Genomic DNA, 20,483 nt, shown 5'->3' on the forward strand with positions numbered 1-20,483 from the left:
GGATACAGGAATGGCTATGGCAGCTGCCGATATTCTTCCTCCAGAATCGACATTACAATCATATCATGGAATGTTCCGTCCCAATATAGCGAGTCTCGCAGGGTACCTTCCCGTTTGAAACCAAGCTTCTCGTAGACATGGATGGCCCGGGGATTAAACGCATATACGCCTAACTCGATTCGGTGCAAACGTAAACTTTCGAAACCATAACGCAGCATAAGCTTTAAGGCCTCCGTGCCGTATCCTTTATTGCTGTGCCGACCGGAGATCGATATGCGGATATTGCCGCTGCGATTGTTGAGGTCGATTTCGTTCAGGACCACTTCTCCGATTAATTCGTCCGATTCCTTCTCCGCAATCATCATATCCAGGCGATCCTCATGGGCGTATCCGATGTTATGAATCCAAGCCGCAATCGAATCCTTGGTGAACGTCTGCTGTGTCCCCGTTAATCGGTTAGACTCCGCATCCTGCAATAATTCGAAGTATACATCAAATTCATCTTCCCTTACGGGACGGAGCACAATGCGGTCCCCTTCGATCCGTGTTTCAAGCCTTTTTTTCATTACCCCACGCCTCCAAGTTTTTTTCCGCTTATTCGAGAGATCCAAGCTAACTATAAAGTACCATGGATTCGCCGATCTGTGCAGACGATAAAACACTTATAGTTAAACTAACCTGCCTCGCAAATTCACAAAAGCGATGAGATCGGACGGGTTAACGGTTTCCGAGAAGTGAGACGATAGCCGGTTCGATCTCGAGCGGTTCGCCCAAAGAATATTAAACCAGATTTAGGGAACTTTAGATCGTATGAATCTTGTCAAAGCGAGCTGATCCCGTGGCCTTTTTTAAACGAACAAAGCAACCCCCATCGAATACGGCCCTGCTTCATCATAATGGGCAAACGAAGCAAACCGCCGAAGCCTCTCGTCTATCCGACTGCTTGGATCAGAATTTACATAGAATCCGGGAACAAACCGGCCATAGCCGGGATATCATCATTCGCACCCTAAGTCATATGCTTGGAAGCGATCATACCCTAGCCGTTATTTATATCGATGGATTGGTTGATACGCTCACCATCAATCACTCGATCATGCAATCCTTAACCTCAAAGGATTACGACGAAGAGCTGCATACCTCTGACCCTGCTGAAATCTTGTCCATTATCAAAAACCGGTTCTTATCCATTGGCAGCATCAGCGATTTGGAGCATATGGAGCCATTGATCTCCGCCATCCTTGAAGGCAATACTGTCATTCTCATCGACGGATCCTCTCATGGCGTTATCGCCAGCTCTATTGGAGGAGAAGAACGCGGAGTAGAAGAGCCTCAATCCCAGACCGTCGTTCGGGGCCCGAAGGAAGGTTTCACCGAAAATATCCGCACGAATACCGCCTTGATCCGTCGGAAGATTAAAAGCCCGAACCTTTGGATCGTGGATCGTAAGATTGGCCGCGTCACCCAAACGGATGTTGCCGTTATGTATTTGAATGGCATCGCCAATGATAAGATCGTACAAGAAATATTGAATCGTTTAGACCGGATCGATACCGACAGCATCCTGGAGAGCGGGTATATCGAAGAGTTTATACAAGATACAACGTTCACCCCCTTTCCTACCATCACCAATACGGAGCGCCCCGATGCTATCGCAGGTGCGATCCTGGAAGGGAAAATCGCCATTTTGGTTGACGGGACACCGTTTGCGCTGATTGCTCCCATCACCATATTCAAATTGTTTCAATCGAGCGAAGACTACTACCAAAAGTTCGATATCGCCACTTTTTTGCGCCTGTTGCGCATCATTTCCTTTGTGGTGTCGATGCTTCTTCCTTCACTTTATATTGCCATCTCCACATTCCATCAAGAAATGCTGCCAACGACCCTGCTAATCAGCCTTGCAGCACAGCGGGAAGGCATCCCTTTTCCCGCCGTTGTCGAGGCCTTGGCGATGGAAATTACGTTCGAAGTATTAAGGGAAGCCGGTGTGCGCATGCCCAGGGCGATGGGTTCTGCGATATCCATCGTAGGCGCATTAGTACTGGGTCAAGCCGCTGTACAGGCAGGTTTAGTGTCAGCTGCCATGGTGATCATCGTTGCATTTACCGCCATCGCGAGCTTTGTTGCGCCTTCCGTGAGCATAGCCAACTCCGCCAGACTGCTCCGATTCGGTTTTATGATATTGGCGGCAACTTTAGGGCTCTTTGGGATTATGGCAGGATTACTCGCCATGCTGATCCACCTAGCCGGCTTGCGATCATTCGGTTTGCCGTATCTTACGCCGTTCGCTCCATTTATCCCGTTAGACCAAAAAGACGTGCTGGTGCGAGTTCCATGGTGGGCCATGGTGACAAGACCCACCTTAATCAATCGTAAAAACGCGAAACGACAAAAAATGAACCAGCGTCCATCGCCTTCCGATGGGAACAAATAGTATACAAACGGTATAAGTCGGAGGTGAAGAACAGATGAACCGGAAGCTTAAACTCCTGATTCTCATGATGACCGCCTCGTTGCTTCTCAACGGTTGCTGGGACAGTAAAGAGTTAAACTCGCTTAGCATTGTCTCGGCGACGTCCATAGACCGCAGCGAAGACGAATGGATCATCTCCTTCCAAGTCGTCATTCCGCAGTCCATCGCCACCCAGACCGGTGGTGGATCCGGGGGAAGTCAATCTCCGATCACCATCTTCTCCACCAGGGGCAAGACCATTCGCGAAGCCATGCAGAATGCGAATTTAGAAGCGCCGCGCGCGTTGTTTTTCGCCCATAACTCCATATTGATTATTAATGAACAAGTCGTTCGGAACGCAGGCGTACAACAAATCCTTGATTTTTTCCTCCGTCCCATGGAAAGCCGGGAAACCATGTCGGTTCTGCTGACCAAGGACAAAGCCTCCAATCTGTTGGAAGTGCTTATTCCGTTGGAGAAAATATCGGGCAATGCGATTCAACGGGTCATTACGCAAGGGCAAGAAAATCTGTCCCAGGTGAAAAATATTAAATTGATCGATTTTGCATCCATGGTCGCCAATCCGTACCAAAGCGCCATGGCACCCGAGTTGAGAGTGTCCGGCAATCAAGAGGAGCAATCCACCTTGGATGCCTTAAAGTCGACCCGCAATCAAGCGGTACTCAAGCTTGGGGATTTAGGCGTATTTCGGGGAGACAGACTGGTCGGATGGATGAAGCGAAGAGAAAGCAGAGGCGTCGCTTGGCTTTCGAACAGCGTCAAAAACCTGATCATTGTTACCCCATGCAGCGATCAAGACGCAACCCGGTTATCGAGTTACCGCGTCACCCATTCCTCGACTCGGGTAGATCCCAGATTGGTCAACGGTTCAGTCAACATGATGGTCCATATTCAAACCAAGGGGGCTATTGATGAAACCAGCTGTACGATGGATTTGACGAAACCGGAAGTCATTTCGAAACTCGAGGAAGCGATAGCCGAGCAGATCAAGGAAGAAGTCTTGGCTACGTGGAAAAGGATGAAGGATTTGAATGTGGATGTGGTTGGTTTTTTGGATATGATTCACAGAAGATATCCGGCGGCCAGCAAACGCCTTTCAAAGTTGGAGCATCCGCTTCAGGAGCTGGAACTCGACCTGAATCTTGAAGTCAACGTGGAGCACACGAATATGATCAATAAACCCTTCTCGAATCTGATTGAACCCAATAAATAGACCGCAATCGATACCTACAACAAGGAGGTCCCCAATGGAGAAGATCGGTAAATACCAAATCATAGCCATGACCATCTTGTTTATGATCGGCAGCACCCCATTATATGAGCTGGGGATTGAAGCTAAACAAGATTCTTGGCTGGTCGTGCTGGTTGCCATGCTCGCGGGATTGCTGCTGTTGTGCGTCTACCTCTATATCCAGAACAAAAATTCGGAGCATGCTCTTCCCCAAATTCTAAATCGGCATTTGGGGAAATATTTGGGCTCCCTTATTACTGCAGCCTATATCGTTTATTTTGCATATGAATCCATGCGAAATACCCGCGAGTTCGCGGACATCATCAATATCTCCTTTCTCCCCAGCACACCGCTGTTCATCCTGATTCTCTTGATGGTCTTACTGTCCGGTTATGCCGTTTGGAAAGGCATTGAGGTATTCTTTCGCGTCACGGAATTTCTTCTTCCTTTTACGATGATCGGATATATCTTGATCGTTCTTATGTTCATCGGTTCGAATATCATTCACCTTGACCGCCTTATGCCCATGCTTGAAAACGGAATCCGGCCGGTGCTGCAAGCAGCTTTGCCGGAGGTGATCAGTTTTCCGTTCGGTCAAATCGTGGTCTTTCTCATGTTTTGGAATCATCTCGATGATAAGAAAACGCTGTCCAAGACATCCTTGTCTTCCTACATATTCGTGGGCATCTTTTTAATGATATTCAACATATTAAACCTTGCGATATTGGATCCCTCCATAACGAGCATATCAACTTTTCCGCTGCTCCGGTCGGTTCGTCTCATCGAAATCGCCGATTTTCTGGAGCGTTTGGACCCGTTGATCATCTTGCTGATCTATATCGGCATTTTCGTAAAAATGACCGCATTCTACCTCGGTGCCGTACTCGGTCTCTCCAGCCTGGTCAAAATCAGCCATAAAAAAACCACCGTGATCGTGGGTGCTTTCATTTTTACCATATCGTTCACTTCGCCGAACTTTATTTATCATATCTGGATCGGGTTCGCTCAAAATTTGAAATACCACTTTCCCATCTTCCAGATCGGACTGCCATTGCTTCTTGCTTTGATAATATTAATCAAAGGAGGTCGTTCATCCAAATCCGGCTGATCGGTGGATTGGGTCAATATGGATGTTCATCAAAAAAGCCGCGAATAAGCGGCTTTTTAAGCGTGTCACTGAGAGGGATAAGACTAACAACCATCCATATCCTATTGTTCGGGGGTTGCGGCAGGTAACCATCCTTCCAGCAGCGCTCCTCCCTCCGGATGGTTGCTGACGGTTATTTCACCTCCGTGCCGCCTTATGATTCTTTGTGAAATGGTCAACCCTAAACCGCTGCCTCCAGTTGATCGGCTTCGAGACCTTTCCCCACGGTACAAGGGTTCAAAAACGCGCTCCAGGTCTGCCGAGGAGAAGCCCGGTCCGTTATCGCGTATCGTAAACCTGATCCGGTTGTCGTCCTTGCTGCATCGCACAGCAATTTCACCACCCAAGGGTGTATGTCTGACGGCATTGTCCAGGAGATTATTCATGGCGCGCTCCAATAAATGCGTATCACCTCTTAGTAGACAATCGCCCATGAATTGTGCGGTAAAGGTAATATGCTTGTCAGCCGCAAGCGGCCGCAGGCTGTCCATCGAATTCTGGATAACATCTCTCAAATCAACGAGGCTGCGGCTAAGTTCCGCCTCCAAATATTCCATCCTCGTAAATGTGAAAAGATCCTCCACAAGACGATCCAACTGCACCGATTTTTCCTTGCATACCGCTACGTATTTGGCGACCATTTGCGGGGATTGAGCGATTCCTTGTTCCAAGCCATCCAAATAACCCCGCAACGCAAACAACGGCGTCCGCAAATCATGCGCAACGGCAGCAATCACGAATCGGCGTTCCTGTTCCAATTCGGCTTGTTTTTGATAGGATTTCTCAAGCCCCTTCACCATCACTTCGAATCCATCGCGTACTTCGGCGATTTCGGTGATCCTGGATGAGGGCAACCGCGCCTTCCAATCGCCTGTCGCGATTTGCCTGGCTGCATTTCCCATCTTCTCAAGCGGTTTGAGCACGAACCGTCTCATTCCCATTCCGACAATCAAGATAGCAAGCAGAAGTCCTGCAAAAGCCGACATGACCTGTTTTTCATTGGTTCTTGGCAAATACAGAGTTACCCTGCCCAGCAATTGACCATCCTTGATGACGGAGAATCGTTCCGTTGACAACGACGTACCGCCGCGTTCCGGATTAGACCGATACAGCTCCCGCTCTTCCGTGGATTGAATAAGAACATCCATATTCGCTTCATGGAGCGCCGTTTTCAATTGATTTTGCCAAGCCGGTTCCGTCCATTGGCCGGAGCCAGCTTCAATGAAGTGTATCATGTCCGATAAATTACTTTGCAGCGTCACATTTTGCAAACGCCCCTTTTCGAAGCTGAGCGTCTTGGTCTCTATAAAATGGGCAGTGACAAAAAAGATCCACGGTAACAGAAGGATAAAGAAAAAGCTAAGCATGGTAAAGGTACGAATGCGCAGCGTCTTCATGTCAACCACCCTCAAAGCGATAGCCTACTCCCCACACGTTAACGAGGAATTGCGGCTGGTTCGGATCGGCTTCGATTTTCTCGCGCAGCCGGCTGAGATGGACGCGGATCGTATGCCTGTCGCCCACCCCGTCCCAAAATTTCGCAAGCAGCTGGTCATAGGTGAAAACATGTCTAGGATGCTCGGCGAATAATCGCAGAAGTTCGAACTCCTTCGGCGTGAGCACGACGTTATTGCCTTCCACGACCACTTCTCTTGTGGACAAATTCAACCGGAGGCGGCCGTAATCCAACACCCTCCCCTCCACTGGCTGCCGGGTCGCGGAGCGCCGCAGTACGGCTTTCACGCGGGCCACGATCTCCCCGGGAGAAGCCGTTTTGACGATATAATCGTCGCCGCCGAGCGTCAGCCCCCGGATTTTGTCCACATCGTCGCTGCGGGCACTCAAAAAGAGAATCGGAACATGGCTTTCCGCCCGAATCCGGCGGCACAGCTCAAATCCATTTTGTCCCGGCATCATGATGTCCAGAACCATGCAATGAATGGGATGCTGTTGGAATATGGCCCATGCCTCCTCCGCATCACAAGCAGTTTTCACGTGAAAGCTGTCATTCTCAAGAAAGTCCCTTAATAGTTCAACGATGCTTTGGTCATCGTCTACAACGAGTATCGTATTGTCTCCGCTCATGCAAATCCCACCTTTGCCATCTAGTTTATCATTTTTTTTGCATGAACCGACGAGAGCCCATGAATTGTGATGGTTTGTTTATACTTTTGTGACCTTTTTACGACTTCGTTTGAGATATTCGTTTGTTAAACTTCTATTTGCGAACACGGGCGGGCTTCATTCAGGTGGTCGTCCGGGCAATCCATGTTAAAGGGATGTTATCTTATGGGATTGGAAAACGACGGGTTTTCGTTTTTTCCTTTCGGCGTTTTGTTTTGTCTTACGCTTTTTAGTATAGCAACTGTTCGGATCTACGCGATTCGCCATCGCTACAAAGACGACAGTCTGCAGGACAGGGACATCGCTTTGATTCTGAAGAGCCGATTGGCAAAGGGTGAACTGGACGAGAAGGAATATCGCATGCTGAAAGAGCTTCTAGCCCAATAAAGACGGGAGGATTTATATTGCTAACTGTACAAATCGTGTTATTTGATGGTTTCGACCTGCTGGATGCCATTGCGCCTTACGAGGTTTTTTGCGCGGCAGCGTCGTTTGCAGAACATGAGTTATGCGTGGAATTGGTTACGGCCGAAGGGTCAAGGGCTGTGGCTAGCGGCGTTAACGGATTAAAAATTGAAGCGAGCAGCCGACTGAATCCGGAATGCGCGGGCATCATTCTCGTACCGGGAGCGTCGGGCGAGGTCGAAGGTGATGGCCCCGATTCGATCCCAGCTATTTTGGGCCGGGCAATGAATACCGAATTGACCGGTATGATCGGGCAGGCACTCGACCGGCAGGACATCGTAGTCGCTACCGTATGCGGCGGCTCTCTGCTGCTGGCTATGGGCGGACTATTGGAAGGGAGATCTGCGGTAACGCATCACCTTGGCATGGGCTTGCTTGGTGCAACCGGGGCAGTCCCGATCAAGGCACGGGTCGTGGACGACGGTAGCCTCGTTACCGGCGGCGGTGTCACATCCGGGCTTGATGTGGCACTGTACTTGGTGGAACGAGAACTCGGACCGCGCATCGCGCACGCGGTAGAGCAGTTATTCGAGTACGAACGAAGAGGAACGGTTTGGAAGGGGATCGGTCTGGCACCAAGCACGCAGATGTCTTTGCCGGACGACAGCGAACCGAACACAGCAGCGAACCATGCGGCGTTAACTAACGCAGCCTCGGGTCACCAACTCACGCAGGCATCTATATTCGAAGGGGATTGGGATACGATGATCGCTACGCCTGTGGGGAAAATGGAAGTCAGGCTCTCCATATCGGCAAGGAACGACATCATCGAAGGAACGGCAACGCAAGGAGATGAAACCATCCGATTCAGGAGCCCTGTGCTTCAGAACGGCAAGCTGGCCTGGTCGCTTCCCATCACGAAGCCCATGCGCCTGAACCTGAAATTCGAAGTTACCGCGGACGGAGATATTATGACCGGAACCGTCAAGGCCGGCATGCTGCCGGCATCCAAATTAACCGGAACACGGGTTTCTTAAGATTCGGAGGTTGTGGAACTGCATGAAGAAACGGAAATCATTATACCGGCTCCTGGCCTGTGTCAGCCTTGTGTTTATTCTATACGCCCTGGTCAAAAACTATTGGATCGATCCCGGTGCCGCTGGTTTTTTAAGCCGTAAAACCGGGCTGAAGCGGGAGCTGAATCTTCCGGTCTGGTTGAATGTCATGTACGTTCATGTTGGATTTGCATGTCTGGCCATGGCGTCGGGCTTGATCAACTTTTCCAATCGAATGTTTGAAAAAAGCCGCAGGTTCCATCGTTTCAACGGCTACGTTTACCTCGTGTCCGTAATGCTGGTTGTCCTGACCTCCGGATATATGGCGCCTTACGCCACCGGCGGAAAAATCAGCAGCATGGGATTCAACGCGCTCAATCTGATCTGGCTGTTTGTCACCATTACGGCGCTCATCCAGATCAAGAGGAAACGAATCGACCGGCACCGGAACTGGATGATCCGGAGTTACGCCTTCTGCTTCACGAACCTGTTGATTCATCTTATCACTTCTCTTGTTCATCAGGGTTTCGGTTTGGTTTACGCCACAAGCTACACCATTGGCCTTTACGTCTCTATTGCGCTGCTGATCGTTATTCCTGAAATCATCATCAGAACGAAACGAAAGGAATGGGTAATCGAATGAAAAAAATGATTAGTTTACTTATGTCGTTAACACTGATACTTAGTTTGTTTGCTCCGGCTGCAAGCGCGAAAGCGAATAAGAATCAAGATGAATTCAAAAACAGAAATCTGCATGTTCAAATCGTATTGTTTGACGGGTTTGATCTGCTGGATGCACTGGCCCCATATGAAGTATTCGCTGCAGCTGGAATGTACTCTGGAGGAAAAGTTACCGTGGAATTGGTATCCGCAGAAGGCAAGCGCTCGGTCCCGAGCGGTTTGAATGGCCCTTCCCTCAAAGCCGAAGCCGTCTTAGACCCTAATCGCTCCGGAATTATCTTGGTTCCTGGAGCTTCGGGTAAACCAGCAGGCAATTCGGAAGATGCCATTCCGAATGTGTTAAAAGGAGCCCTGCAAACCCGTCTCCCTGCGATGTTAAAAAAGTCCATGGATAATAAGGATGTTACGGTTGCCACCGTTTGTGGAGGTTCATTGCTGCTTGCTATGGGCGGCATGTTGAAGGATCGACACGCCGTTACCAATCAGATCGGAATGACTGCACTGAAAGCTCTCGGTGCAAATCCGATTGATGCAAGAGTCGTTGAAGATGGTCCTCGCCTGGTGACTGGTGGCGGTGTGACATCTGGACTTGATGTTTCCCTATATTTGGTTGAGCGTGAATTGGGACCTCAAATCGCAAATGCTGTTGAACAGTTATTCGAGTACGAACGAAGAGGTACAGTTTGGCAAGCTGAGGGCATTGCACCGATCAACTTTTAAACTTGTAGTTTACAAAGCAAAAATCAACCGTAACTCGTTCTTTAGCTCTAACTATCTGGTGATATATATAGTTTATTTCGCACAAAAAAACTCCACACCATACACAGGGTAAACGTTTGCCTATCCCTGTGCGGGTGCGGAGACCAATGAATCCAAAACAGAAACTAACCAAGCACGAAGCTTAATGGAGCTTTGACGTATTCTGTTTTTGCGTAATTTTCAGTTTCTCCGGAGTAACGTCCTCGCCATTCGGGTCCACAACTTTCAACGTAGACATGGTCGAGAGAACCTGCCCTCGGATGGCTTGCAAATATTCCTGACGAAGCTGCTGCTGTTCAGTATATTCTTCTTGGCTCAGACCTTCGGTCTTCTGCTTGCGGCTCAGTTCATTAATTCTATGCAATGAAGGTATGGTCATGGTTATCTTTCATCCTTCCGTATAACAAGTTGTAACAGACAGTTTACTGTAAATAACCTGTGGTTGCAATTAATCCAAGGAAACCATGCCAAGATGCGAATGGATTTTCCAGTCAAATCAAAAAAGCCGCCCATTTGGCGGCTCCTTAAGCTTTAGGCAAACCTATCGAAAATTGATGGGGAAAGCCCGGTAACCCCTTGAACATGAGGACCCCCTCACTGACTAAAAACCAGATTCTGTGCACGATATAAGAATAACTTACGAAATGGCGTGAAATTTCGAATATACGATCTAAGACGTCCCCTGCTTTAACCAGATCACCAGAATGGTGCTGCTCTTGCAGTTCAGCGACCGATTGTAAGATAAGCGCATCCATTCGATCCTCTTCGCAGCCGATGACCCCGTCCTCTTCCCAGAATCGAAGGACGTGATCTTGTCCTGCCAGCTCCAGCCATTCGGATTCGTACCGTCTCCTTAGATCCGAGTCCAGCGGAATCCCATCACCATAAGTTTTAACGATTTCAATGTAAATCTCCCGATCGATCCTGGATTGATAGACTGGGATCTCACCCTTATTCAGCTGCATACTCGATTCTTTGAGAATTTGCGTCACATTCACCACATGAACGCTTTTCCGCTCCCTCAGCAAGTACGATGCAAAGCGAAGCCCGGTTTGATCATGGGCGTTATCCGCGCACCAAATGACCACGGTCTTGCTCTCCGGTATGGTCTTTAGTGTTTGAATCATCCGCTCAATTTGGTGCTCTTGGTTGATCATGTTGGAAAAGTAGGCTTCTTTGTCGTGTTCCATCAACCAGAACTGCCTGCGCTGCTGCCCTTCCGCTGTGCTTAAATCCCTGATAGGGCCGGTGGAAAAGCATTCATTAAATGCTAATACGCGGGATTTCTCCCGATTCCCCACTTGACTGAGCGCCACTTTTAATGAACCGGCATTCGAGAGACTGAAAATGATATGAACATGCGTTTGGAGATTCTCCTCCTGCAGCCGCTCATGGTGAACGATCTCTGCATGATGTTCGATCAGCTTGTACAATCGCTCAGCAGCCCTTTTCTCTTCATGCCCGACGTTCGTGGCATCCTGGATCGCTGTGTTCAGCAACCGACGGAGTAAAAGCCAATTCTCTCTTTCCCCAAACCCTTGCAATTTCTCGTATAGCTTATCGATAAGGATCCCTCCGAAGCGAAGTTCAACTGTTTCGTCACCTCTTGTTAGTCGAGCAGCTGCCGCGTTTGGAAGCAGCCTCCAATACCGATTGGATCGTTTGCTCCTCCAAGTATTGATTCAACTGCCGTTCCGCACCGTCCATCACCTGTTTGACCAGACATACGCAAGCACCCGGCTTGTCTTCGTTCCTGTCGCTAGGCTTCTCTTCGGTCAGCAATCGATGCTGCTGCGAATTGAGATTGGAGCATTCAAACAGCTGCTGCCTTCCTTCGATCACTTGGATCACTTCTAAAAATGTAATCTGCCGGGCCGGCTTTGCCAGCTCATAGCCACCGTTTACCCCCGGCACGGCACGCACGATTCCGTCCTGTCTCAGCTTGGACATGATTTTGGACAAATAGCTTTCCGAAACGCCTAGTGTCGCAGACAGCTCCTTGATTCCGATGTTGTGGTCACGCTCCGATTGAGCCAGATGAATTAAGGCGTGCAGAGCATAGTCAACGCTTTTGGAAAACTGTATGGCGGTTTCCTCCTTTGCTTTATTTTATTTACCATAGACCCATGATATCCATTATATTGATTCAGTTTCTTATTTGCAATGAATCCGCGAAGACGGGATAAACCATGGCGACTTCCTCAAACAACAAAGACCAGGAGCAAGCAAGAATCATTAAAAGATATTACCTTCAAGAGCCGCCATATTTTATGCTTAGGGCGGCTCTCCTACCTCCCACCACCCTTGTGTTCAGGGAGATGTGCTCTTCTCCAGTAACCTGGCAATCCATTAGCTTCGAAGGAGTGAAGAGGACGAATCGATTCCGGAAAAGCGGAGCGGTCGCCTTTGGAGCCGAATTTCAACCCCTAACATACAATCCAGAAATTCGGCGACAACAGCGATTGGAGGAACGATACGTACGCGGAGCTTCAAACGTTAACACTTCGAAGCTCTCGCGTAAAGCAGCTCTCTTTAAAGCCGCTTTCACATAATTCACCCATCTTTAAAGCGTCTACGATTAAGCTTTACTCCGGAACCTTGAACTTAAAAAAGCCGCCAAAACGGCGGCTTCGCAAGCGCAGCTTCATACGCTTCTATGGATCTCGGTTAAAGTTTGTCAAGGTTACGCCTCCTATTCATCAATAGGCACGCCTTATTATTTGGACATATGGCCATCATTCGAAGGATCGTATAATCCCGATGTGTTCTTGAACCATTCGAATATATGGGTAACGCAAACCTTGAGAACAGCGTAGCCGGGTACGGCCAACAGAATGCCAACCACGCCGAACAGATTGCCGGCAGTCAGTATGACAAAGATAATCGTAATCGGATGAATTTTCAGCGTTTTGCCCATAATTTGCGGAGAGATGAATTTGCCCTCGATCAGCTGCACGATCGTCCATACCGCCACCATCTTCAGCAGCATCACCGGCGAAGTGACCAGAGCCACAATCAACGCGGGCGTGATCGCAATGGCAGGCCCCAAATAGGGGACTACGCTGGTGAACGAGGCGATCATGGCAAGAATAAGCGCGTAATCCAGGCCGATGATCATGTACCCGATGTACAGCAGAATACCGATGCAGACACTGACAATAATCTGACCGCGGATGAACGAACTGATCTGGTGATTGATATCCTGAAGCACATGCAGGATCCCCGAACGACTCTGGGTCGGCAGGAACGACAAGATTTTCCGAGGAAGCTTTTTGCCGTCTTTCAGCATATAGAACAGGACAAAAGGAACCGTAATGATCGACAACACGATCTCCGTAAACGCGCCGAGGAAACCGCCTACCTTGCTCCATGTCGAGTTCAGGATTTCGGTTGCTTTCTGCGTTATCGTGCCCCACCATTCCTGGGAGTTGATGTTCACGGCTTCTTGCAGCTGACTATACAACTGGCTGCCGGTCAGCTCTTCAAACTGCTGCCTGACTTTCTCGCTGTACGTCGGGAAATTGTCTATCAGACTCATAATCTGGGTGCGGAGCACCGGAATGACCGCCAGCACCACAACCGTCAAAATTCCGGCAATCAACAGATATAATATCAGGATGGACCATCCGCGTTTGATTTTCCTTTTTTCCATCATATCCACCAAGGGATTCAGCAAATAATACAGGATTCCGGATAAAATGATCGGCAGCACGATCGTCTTGATCAGAACCGCGATCGGATGCAGAACAAACGAGATTTTGCTTAATACCATGACGTTTAAACCGACCAGCAACAGAACAAGCAAAAGCAGCACAAACTTATTGTTTAGAAAAAAGCGCTTGAACCGATCCGGCCAAATGCGAGGTTGCTCCATATATGTCCTCCCTTATTTAGGTTTATCGATTCCAGACACAAAACTTGCATCGATGCAAGCCACCCATGGCGTCAAGATAATCGAGCACAGCTTCGCTAACTCCATTCTTTTAACTATAATGTTTCTTCAGGGCACATGTCCAGTCAACCAAGGGCCAGCATGAGGGTTCGTTTTTATGGTCGGTCATCTCATGAGGGAATAAGCCTGCGTGTCATGAAGACACACAGGCTTAAGCTGTACGAACACGCTTTACCCACGGTTTTATAAGTACCGAGAAATGATGCGCACTAATTTTGCGGGCAGCTCATTCAGGTTGGTAATGTCCAGAAACCTCTCGGCACCATAAATCCGGCTAATGACATCCTTGTCTTGTCCGATGGCGGCAGCCAGAAATTTGACTCCTTTTCTTTCATATTCGGATAAGGTCTGCTGCATGTCTTGAATGGCAAGACTTCCGGTATAGTCTTCCATCGCCTTAGGCTGCCCGTCGCTGATGCTGATCAACAGCTTGGTCTGCTTCGGTGAAGCTGCCAGCCGTTCCGCCATGATCCTTAACGCCATACCATCCCGATTGTTGCTTCTCGCGCGGATTCCCATCAACCTGAAGCGATCACGAACATCCGGATGATCATAGTCGGCATAAGCGAAGATCGACATCTGCTCCAAGCGGGACACATCGGCCGTATCGCCGTAGATCAGAACAGGAATATGGCAAATCTGACAAAATTCATAGACCGCAATGACCGCACGCTTGGCTGCCTCCAATCTACCGAACGCAGCCATCGATGCGGATTCATCGACCCTCAGTCCGACCACAAGACCAGGGAATTCCGTCGGAGGCCGTTTCTTGGCAAATAACCTGAAGTCCCGGTAGGCTACGCTGTCTGCCTGAAATTTTGATCCATAGTATTGATTTTTGGCATACTCCGCGGTGATTTCGTGCTCCAAGAGCGGCAGCGTTTTTCTGGCGATCTCCCGTACAATCGGCATAAGCCCCTGACTTAACCGCCCATATTCCTCCTGTAGGTTCGGATCATAATCAGGGCGATGAACGATCAGCTTTACCGACCGATGAAGGGAATCGGACACGATTTCTCTGGAAACCCGATTCAGCTTCTTGCGGAAATCCCGTTCCTTCTGCTTCTCCTCTTCCGACATGGGCTCAGGATTAGCCTGGTGATAATTCGGCTTGCCCTCCTCGCCCGAATCCGTGCTCTCCATCTCCGCTGATTCATCTGATGAAACGGATGTGCTGCCTTCGCTCTCAGCGGATTTTTTTAAGCGGACCCCTTCTTCCCCGGCTTGCTGATCCGGATTGGAGTCAACATCCATATCGATTTCCCAGGAGATCTCCACGGCATCCCCTCTTCGTTTGCTTGGGGGTTCAACCGGAATTTCGTCCAGCAGCCCCAACAGGCCTTGGCCTTCCAGCGCATCTTCCAGCAGTTTGATTTCTTCCGGATCGGTCGTAATCTTGTAGATCACTTTGTGATAAAGGGATTCTCTTGCAGAAGATCCCTGAGCCACGGCATCCGCCCAATAGAAATAGGAACGCATGCCGGCAACCCCCTTAATGGCATTGGCCCGGGCTGTTTTGTCCAACAGAATGATGACCCTTGCGAGGATGTCCAGCATTTCATCGTCCTCGCAGCCGATTTTGGCCTTTGCGCGCTCCATCATCATATCCTTGGTTGGCAGATCCATTTTCTCCGAATGCTGTATCCTGTCTCGCAATGCTTCATTTAGCGGCCTGGATCCCGCATAACTGCGGTTGGCCGTGATCACCGCAATGAAATCCGGATGCCTGTGCACGATACCCATCGGCAAATTCAGCGTGCCGCCGGGCTCAAGCGCGGAATTCAGCGCCATTAATACGGCAGCATCACGTATCACGTTCGGTTCCTGTATTTCCAGCAGATAGCCGTTCTGAAAGGCTCTGACGATCTCGGAAGCGTAAAATCGATATTCTACCGCCTTATTCTCTGCGGCATTCGCGGCCAGCTTCAATACATGCTTCATCTTCGCCGAAGCATGCTCCCGCGAAATTCCCAAAGCCTCCATTAGAATCTCCGTCGAACTTCGAAAGCCGTCACTATCGTATAGGGCTTTCAAGGCAGCCTGATCGGCAGGTTCCAAGTACTCTATTTGATCGGAAGTAATGACCGGTAAAATGGCTCCGATAATATCCGATTTATCCATATCGGCAAAACATGTGACTTTGGTGTAGGGGAGCCTGAAGTTCGCGGATAAAGCTTTGGCGAGCTGCGTCTTTCCGGATCCGGCATCCCCCTCTAACAAAACATTGGCGATTTTCATCTCGCCCCGATCCCAATTCCGCTTAATTTCATTCGAGATTCGCCGTTCTTCCTCACTTCCTTTATGCGTTAACGGTTTTGTCCAGACAAGGCTCTTTTCTTCTTCGGTCAATGCTCTCCCGGGAGACAGCACGTAATATTCATTGTCATTCTGTTCTAGCATAACCTATCTCCTCCAAGCTTTTCCCAGCGTGGAAGGATACTCTCGCTCCATTCCCCCGCTATCCGGGATGCCTCCTCATTATTCGTACCCCAATTCTCTCAATGCTCTGGTTAATGTCCGCAGTCTTTCACCAATCATCTCGCCGTTATCGCTCAAAGCCTCGTTAAACAGCCTGATATCCTCATGGATCTGTTCATTGTCCGTGCATACGGCTACCGTCATGGCGCTTCCCTGCAGCCCGATCCGGTCGATCACGGGATTCTGCGGATCATAGAGCTGCTCGTATCGATAGGCTTCGCTAAAATGCGCCAGTGCGCTGCAAACGAGAATAGACAAATCCAGAATGCGATGAATCGGAAGCTCTAACGATTGTTCGGTTGCTTGCTCGTCCGTATTTCTCCACACTCTGGCGGCAACATTTGCCTGGCCTTCCTCGTTTCCCTGAGACAGTCCGAGGGATAACGCCCTGACATCGGTGGCGCCCGCAAACCGCCCATCGACCTCCCCGTAATTATCCGACACAATGACAGGCTTATGATTCATAGAAGCGTGTATGTCCATCATTTCTCCTCTTTTCTCAAAAATGGATCTTACATAAACATTTCAAGCGCATCGTTTGCCATAGAACATATAAGTAATGATTAATGATCATTATTCTGATAAACATTTTTATTATTCATCTATTTATATAATAGACATATTTTATTTTGTTGTAAATACCTGACTGGTAACGCCCAGCAAAGCGTGAATTTATGAATTGAACAAAAAAGAAAAGAAGCATCCCCATTTTCAGGAGATACTTCTTCGGAATTAATGATGGTATGGTCTGTTTCACCGACAGTTCTCAATTTCAGCCGCTTCGTTGCTGGAACACGGAGAAACCCCTATTGTTTAGCTGCCAAGAATTCATCCAGCTGACGCTGTATCTCGGCGACATACTCGTCAATCCCAGCCGCCTTCAGCTTCTGGATCGCTTTGGGATACTCTGTCTCAAAATCGACAAATCCGGAACGGATCGCAGCTAGATCTTTGCCTGCGACTTCTTTCAAGGATGTCTCGATCAACTTAACCTTTTCGTTATTGAATCGGAATCCCAAGGATTCGGATCGAACAGCCTGATCATCCCAGCTCTTATATTGATCGATGGATTCCTGGGCCACGTTCGGCCCGAACAATTGGTAATTCTGGTTCCTGAACATCCATTCATAGAAGAATTCACTCGGGGTGAGCTTGTTGATTCTTCCGTCCACGATCTCGTAGTCCTTGCCTTCGACGCCATAGAGAGCAAACTGGTAATTTTCCTTGGATTTATAAATCCAGTTCACAAACTTCATGGCTCCTTCCGGATTCGGAGCATTGACTGGAATGCCCAGAACTTCCCCGCCTGTGGCGGTCACATAACGCGGCTTATCCTCGGCTAGCAAATAGGTCTTAACTTCGGCATCCGGGGCATTGGCTTTGATGGCATCGACGATTTCCATTTCCTTGCCCAGTGATCCTTCCACCCATAAATATAGGCCGGTCTGCATGCGGGAGTCTCTCTCGTTGTATTTGATGGTCAAATCCTCTGTGTATAAACCTGCTTCATACATTCCCCGGTTAAATTTCGCCACTTCCTGGAATGCTTCCGTTTCATAATAGCTGTATGCTTTCTTGCTGTCTTCCCCGAATACAACCAAATCTTCGACGGCGATCCAGTTATATTGTTCATCGGTAAAGTATCGAGTCAACGGTTTGAAGATAATGTCGGCGGGTCCTTTCATTTCAGGAAACTTCTCTTTCGCCTTGGTCGCGAATTCTTTTAAATCGTCGGGTGTCTTCACGTCGGTCATCCCCACGGCCTCCAGAATATCCTGGCGGACGGCAACCAGCTGGTACATGGCCGAGGACGGTGCATAGGCCGACGGAATGCCGTGAATTTTCCCATCGATGGTTGCGCCTTGAAGCTGTTCCATCGGCAAAACTTTCAACATATCCTGACCATATTCCTGGATTAAATCATCCAGAACCATGGCTTGTTTCTTGTTGACGATCGTGGAAAGATCCGGAAGACCATCCCAATACAAATCGATCGGTTCGTTCGCGGCCAGCATGATATCTTTCTGTTCCCAGTACTGGGCCCACGGCACATATATGACTTCGACCTTTAGACCGAGATCGGCAGCCATTTTCTCTGCGAATTCGTTGTTTAAAAATTCGTTCATGCGATCGCTTCGTTCCCCCGGATACAAAATCGTGACGGTTTCGAGCGCGGCTGCCCCCTCTTTTTTGCCGCTGCATCCTGCCATTACCGAAACGGATGCGATCAATAAAACCAACAAGATCAGCATTTTTTTTGCTTTCATGAAAGACCCTCCCTATGAAATGGTTAATCTATGTTAAAAGCCTGAATCGGCCAATAACCACGCAGGTGTCTATTCTTTTACCGCTCCGGCCATAATCCCGTGCACGAAGTATTTTTGAATGTAAGGATACAGGAAAATGATCGGACCGATCGTAATGACCGTTATGGCCATCTTCACGGTTTCGGCAGGCAATGTGATGTTGCCCGATGCCCCTGACGGAATTCGGCCGGAACTTATCGCATTGACGTTCGACAGAATGTTGTAGAGGAAATACTGCAGCGGAAACAAATCGCGTTCGTTAATGAAGATCAGCGCGTGCCACCAATCGTTCCAATATTGAAGCGCATACATTAAACCAACCGTCAGCAGTGCGGTTTTGCTTAACGGAAGGGCTATTTTGACATAGATCGTAAAATAATTGGCGCCGTCCATCTCGGCCGCTTCATATAAAGATGGAGAAATGCTTGCAAAGTACGTTCGCATCAGAAACATGTTCCATACGCTGAATATGGACGGCAGGATCAAAGCCAGAATGCTGTTCTTCAACCCGTAATAATTGACGCTGACCATGTACCACGGTATCAAGCCGGCCGAGAAGATGATCGTAAAGTTGCTAATGAAAGCGAGCACGTTGCGGTATTTCAGCTTTTTGATAGATAGGGAAAATGCAATCATGCTGGTAATCAACAGAGCCCCGAACGTCCCCACAGTGGTTACAAACAGGGTAACGCCGTAGGATTTGAGCAGTTTCATCCCACTATTAACAAAGATATATTTATATGTATCCAAGCTCGGGCTCAGAGGGATGATCGAATATCCGTTTCTTGCAACGGCCTGTTCCGAAGAAAAGGACACGCTTAACGTTAATACAAGAGGATACAGACAAACGAGTGCGAATAAGCCAATGAATGCATAGGCAAAGCCAATCACCAATTTATCGCCAAGCAATCTATTCTTTTCCATCATCAAAATAGACCCTCTCCGTCGTTTATTTTCTTAGCGGATTTGTTAGCAGCCGTAATCAGGATCAAGCCCATCAATGACTGGAATAGCCCGATGGCCGTCGAGTAAGAAAAGCCCAGCGTACGCATCGACTGATAAACGTAGGTATCGATGACCGTTACTTCTTCAGCCAGGACCGGGTTGTTGCCAACGATACCGTAAATCATCCCAAAGTCCCCGTAGAAGATTCGTCCGACGCTCAGCAAGCTTAAAACGATGATTGTTGGCTTCAGCATGGGCACGGTCAAGTAAAGAATTTGCTGCAATTTGTTGGCGCCATCGACCTTGGCCGCTTCGTATAGGCTCCCGTCAAAATTGGACATCGCCGCCATGTAGACAATGGAGCTGTATCCGCTCCATTTCCAGACGCTCGACAGAATGATGATCCACTTCCAATACTTTGGCTCCGAGTACCAGGAGATCGGCTCTGCACCGAAGAACTTCAAAATATGATTCGCTACGCCCACATCCGTGGAGAAGATTCCGTACAGAATCGCACCGACAACAACCCAAGATATGAAATACGGAAAAAACATCATGCTTTGCGCGATCTTTTGGTAGGCTTTATGCCGGATTTCATTGATCAGAATGGCAATGCTGACAGGAATGATAATGCCTAAGATGAGACCGAAAAAGTTGATATACAGCGTGTTATAGGTAACCTTCCATCCCATGCTGTTTTCCGAAAAAAAGTATTTGAAGTTGTCCAGACCCACAAATTTGCTGCCGAAGATGCCGTCGACCACATTGAAGTCGGTAAACGCCATCCATATCCCGGCAAACGGGATATAGGAGAACATGATCAGCACGATCAGCGCGGGCACGCACATGAGATACAGGATCCTGTGTTTTTTTATTTCATAGAGAAATCCCTTGACAGCCGAACTCATTCCATCACCCCTTTGC

Annotated in this window: 19 protein-coding genes; 7 read left to right on the plus strand and 12 right to left on the minus strand. The window is 48.6% G+C overall.

Annotation, left to right across the window (positions count from 1 at the left end):
- Nucleotides 1–14 precede the first annotated feature (14 nt).
- Entirely contained in the window at nt 15–566 is a 552-nt protein-coding gene (locus AC3RCL_RS16500; protein ID WP_096773615.1) for a GNAT family N-acetyltransferase, read from the minus strand.
- A gap of 272 nt (nt 567–838) precedes the next feature.
- Between AC3RCL_RS16500 and AC3RCL_RS16505 the strand changes: the two genes are divergently transcribed.
- Genes AC3RCL_RS16505 through AC3RCL_RS16515 form a run of 3 tightly spaced genes read left to right on the plus strand, consistent with a single transcriptional unit; the run spans nt 839 to nt 4,815 of the window.
- Nucleotides 839–2,437: a spore germination protein gene (locus tag AC3RCL_RS16505; RefSeq protein ID WP_492530755.1), complete on the plus strand. Its 1,599-nt coding sequence runs from the start codon at nt 839–841 to the stop codon at nt 2,435–2,437.
- A gap of 34 nt (nt 2,438–2,471) precedes the next feature.
- Nucleotides 2,472–3,689, plus strand: coding sequence for a Ger(x)C family spore germination protein (locus tag AC3RCL_RS16510; RefSeq protein ID WP_277748878.1), 1,218 nt, complete (start codon nt 2,472–2,474; stop codon nt 3,687–3,689).
- Between the two features lie 34 nt (nt 3,690–3,723).
- On the plus strand, nt 3,724–4,815 hold the full coding sequence (locus AC3RCL_RS16515; protein ID WP_492530758.1) for a GerAB/ArcD/ProY family transporter: 1,092 nt from the start codon (nt 3,724–3,726) through the stop codon (nt 4,813–4,815).
- A 101-nt stretch (nt 4,816–4,916) separates the two neighbouring features.
- On the opposite strand, the gene AC3RCL_RS16520 is transcribed toward AC3RCL_RS16515, so the two are convergent.
- Together AC3RCL_RS16520 and AC3RCL_RS16525 are read right to left on the minus strand one after the other, a co-directional pair.
- On the minus strand, nt 4,917–6,251 hold the full coding sequence (locus AC3RCL_RS16520) for a sensor histidine kinase (protein WP_492530760.1): 1,335 nt from the start codon (nt 6,249–6,251) through the stop codon (nt 4,917–4,919).
- A 1-nt stretch (nt 6,252) separates the two neighbouring features.
- A complete protein-coding gene (locus AC3RCL_RS16525) occupies nt 6,253–6,939 on the minus strand; it encodes a response regulator transcription factor (protein ID WP_492530762.1) in 687 nt (228 codons plus the stop codon).
- Nucleotides 6,940–7,143: 204 nt separating this feature from the next.
- Here AC3RCL_RS16525 and AC3RCL_RS16530 point away from each other — a divergent pair, with 204 nt between their 5' ends.
- From AC3RCL_RS16530 to AC3RCL_RS16545, 4 genes are read left to right on the plus strand one after another with little or no spacing between them, the layout of a single operon-like run.
- A complete protein-coding gene (locus AC3RCL_RS16530) occupies nt 7,144–7,365 on the plus strand; it encodes an SHOCT domain-containing protein (protein WP_492530764.1) in 222 nt (73 codons plus the stop codon).
- Nucleotides 7,366–7,382: 17 nt separating this feature from the next.
- On the plus strand, nt 7,383–8,420 hold the full coding sequence (locus tag AC3RCL_RS16535) for a DJ-1/PfpI family protein (protein ID WP_492530766.1): 1,038 nt from the start codon (nt 7,383–7,385) through the stop codon (nt 8,418–8,420).
- 22 nt (nt 8,421–8,442) lie between these two features.
- Nucleotides 8,443–9,081 carry a DUF2306 domain-containing protein gene (locus tag AC3RCL_RS16540; RefSeq protein ID WP_492530768.1) on the plus strand — a complete coding sequence of 213 codons (639 nt, stop codon included), beginning with the start codon at nt 8,443–8,445 and terminating at the stop codon, nt 9,079–9,081.
- Nucleotides 9,078–9,839, plus strand: coding sequence for a DJ-1/PfpI family protein (locus tag AC3RCL_RS16545; RefSeq protein WP_486048539.1), 762 nt, complete (start codon nt 9,078–9,080; stop codon nt 9,837–9,839). The genes AC3RCL_RS16540 and AC3RCL_RS16545 overlap by 4 nt, the downstream gene beginning before the upstream one ends.
- A 181-nt stretch (nt 9,840–10,020) precedes the next feature.
- Here AC3RCL_RS16545 and AC3RCL_RS16550 read toward each other — a convergent pair whose 3' ends face one another.
- The 9 genes from AC3RCL_RS16550 to AC3RCL_RS16590 all read right to left on the minus strand — a co-directional run bounded on the left by AC3RCL_RS16550 (nt 10,021) and on the right by AC3RCL_RS16590 (nt 20,467).
- Nucleotides 10,021–10,257 (minus strand): DUF896 domain-containing protein, encoded by a 237-nt coding sequence (locus AC3RCL_RS16550; protein ID WP_009590590.1) that lies wholly within the window; start codon nt 10,255–10,257, stop codon nt 10,021–10,023.
- Nucleotides 10,258–10,402: 145 nt separating this feature from the next.
- Nucleotides 10,403–11,377, minus strand: coding sequence for a DUF1835 domain-containing protein (locus AC3RCL_RS16555; protein ID WP_492530771.1), 975 nt, complete (start codon nt 11,375–11,377; stop codon nt 10,403–10,405).
- Between the two features lie 100 nt (nt 11,378–11,477).
- Complete coding sequence (locus AC3RCL_RS16560; protein ID WP_492536389.1) at nt 11,478–11,963, minus strand: RrF2 family transcriptional regulator; 486 nt, start codon at nt 11,961–11,963, stop codon at nt 11,478–11,480.
- 631 nt (nt 11,964–12,594) lie between these two features.
- Nucleotides 12,595–13,752: an AI-2E family transporter gene (locus AC3RCL_RS16565; protein ID WP_492530773.1), complete on the minus strand. Its 1,158-nt coding sequence runs from the start codon at nt 13,750–13,752 to the stop codon at nt 12,595–12,597.
- 261 nt (nt 13,753–14,013) lie between these two features.
- Complete coding sequence (locus AC3RCL_RS16570) at nt 14,014–16,230, minus strand: AAA family ATPase (RefSeq protein ID WP_492530775.1); 2,217 nt, start codon at nt 16,228–16,230, stop codon at nt 14,014–14,016.
- A gap of 78 nt (nt 16,231–16,308) precedes the next feature.
- Nucleotides 16,309–16,791 carry a DUF6530 family protein gene (locus tag AC3RCL_RS16575; protein ID WP_213579808.1) on the minus strand — a complete coding sequence of 161 codons (483 nt, stop codon included), beginning with the start codon at nt 16,789–16,791 and terminating at the stop codon, nt 16,309–16,311.
- A 323-nt stretch (nt 16,792–17,114) separates the two neighbouring features.
- Complete coding sequence (locus tag AC3RCL_RS16580; RefSeq protein WP_213578490.1) at nt 17,115–18,575, minus strand: ABC transporter substrate-binding protein; 1,461 nt, start codon at nt 18,573–18,575, stop codon at nt 17,115–17,117.
- 69 nt (nt 18,576–18,644) lie between these two features.
- Entirely contained in the window at nt 18,645–19,541 is an 897-nt protein-coding gene (locus AC3RCL_RS16585) for a carbohydrate ABC transporter permease (RefSeq protein WP_009590583.1), read from the minus strand.
- A complete protein-coding gene (locus tag AC3RCL_RS16590; RefSeq protein ID WP_492530778.1) occupies nt 19,541–20,467 on the minus strand; it encodes an ABC transporter permease in 927 nt (308 codons plus the stop codon). Before AC3RCL_RS16590 ends, AC3RCL_RS16585 begins: the two co-directional genes overlap by 1 nt.
- Between the last annotated feature and the right edge of the window lie 16 nt (nt 20,468–20,483).

The sequence above is a fragment of the Paenibacillus sp. MT86 genome, from assembly GCF_058792535.1.

Coding starts and splice junctions, on each gene's coding strand:
- AC3RCL_RS16590 (WP_492530778.1), bottom strand. CDS start 20,467: ATGAGTTCGGCTGTCAAGGGATTTCTCTATGAAATAAAAAAACACAGG.
- AC3RCL_RS16520 (WP_492530760.1), bottom strand. CDS start 6,251: ATGAAGACGCTGCGCATTCGTACCTTTACCATGCTTAGCTTTTTCTTT.
- AC3RCL_RS16510 (WP_277748878.1), top strand. CDS start 2,472: ATGAACCGGAAGCTTAAACTCCTGATTCTCATGATGACCGCCTCGTTG.
- AC3RCL_RS16565 (WP_492530773.1), bottom strand. CDS start 13,752: ATGGAGCAACCTCGCATTTGGCCGGATCGGTTCAAGCGCTTTTTTCTA.
- AC3RCL_RS16530 (WP_492530764.1), top strand. CDS start 7,144: ATGGGATTGGAAAACGACGGGTTTTCGTTTTTTCCTTTCGGCGTTTTG.
- AC3RCL_RS16580 (WP_213578490.1), bottom strand. CDS start 18,575: ATGAAAGCAAAAAAAATGCTGATCTTGTTGGTTTTATTGATCGCATCC.
- AC3RCL_RS16545 (WP_486048539.1), top strand. CDS start 9,078: ATGAAAAAAATGATTAGTTTACTTATGTCGTTAACACTGATACTTAGT.
- AC3RCL_RS16500 (WP_096773615.1), bottom strand. CDS start 566: ATGAAAAAAAGGCTTGAAACACGGATCGAAGGGGACCGCATTGTGCTC.
- AC3RCL_RS16525 (WP_492530762.1), bottom strand. CDS start 6,939: ATGAGCGGAGACAATACGATACTCGTTGTAGACGATGACCAAAGCATC.
- AC3RCL_RS16540 (WP_492530768.1), top strand. CDS start 8,443: ATGAAGAAACGGAAATCATTATACCGGCTCCTGGCCTGTGTCAGCCTT.
- AC3RCL_RS16585 (WP_009590583.1), bottom strand. CDS start 19,541: ATGATGGAAAAGAATAGATTGCTTGGCGATAAATTGGTGATTGGCTTT.
- AC3RCL_RS16575 (WP_213579808.1), bottom strand. CDS start 16,791: ATGGACATACACGCTTCTATGAATCATAAGCCTGTCATTGTGTCGGAT.
- AC3RCL_RS16570 (WP_492530775.1), bottom strand. CDS start 16,230: ATGCTAGAACAGAATGACAATGAATATTACGTGCTGTCTCCCGGGAGA.
- AC3RCL_RS16550 (WP_009590590.1), bottom strand. CDS start 10,257: ATGACCATACCTTCATTGCATAGAATTAATGAACTGAGCCGCAAGCAG.
- AC3RCL_RS16515 (WP_492530758.1), top strand. CDS start 3,724: ATGGAGAAGATCGGTAAATACCAAATCATAGCCATGACCATCTTGTTT.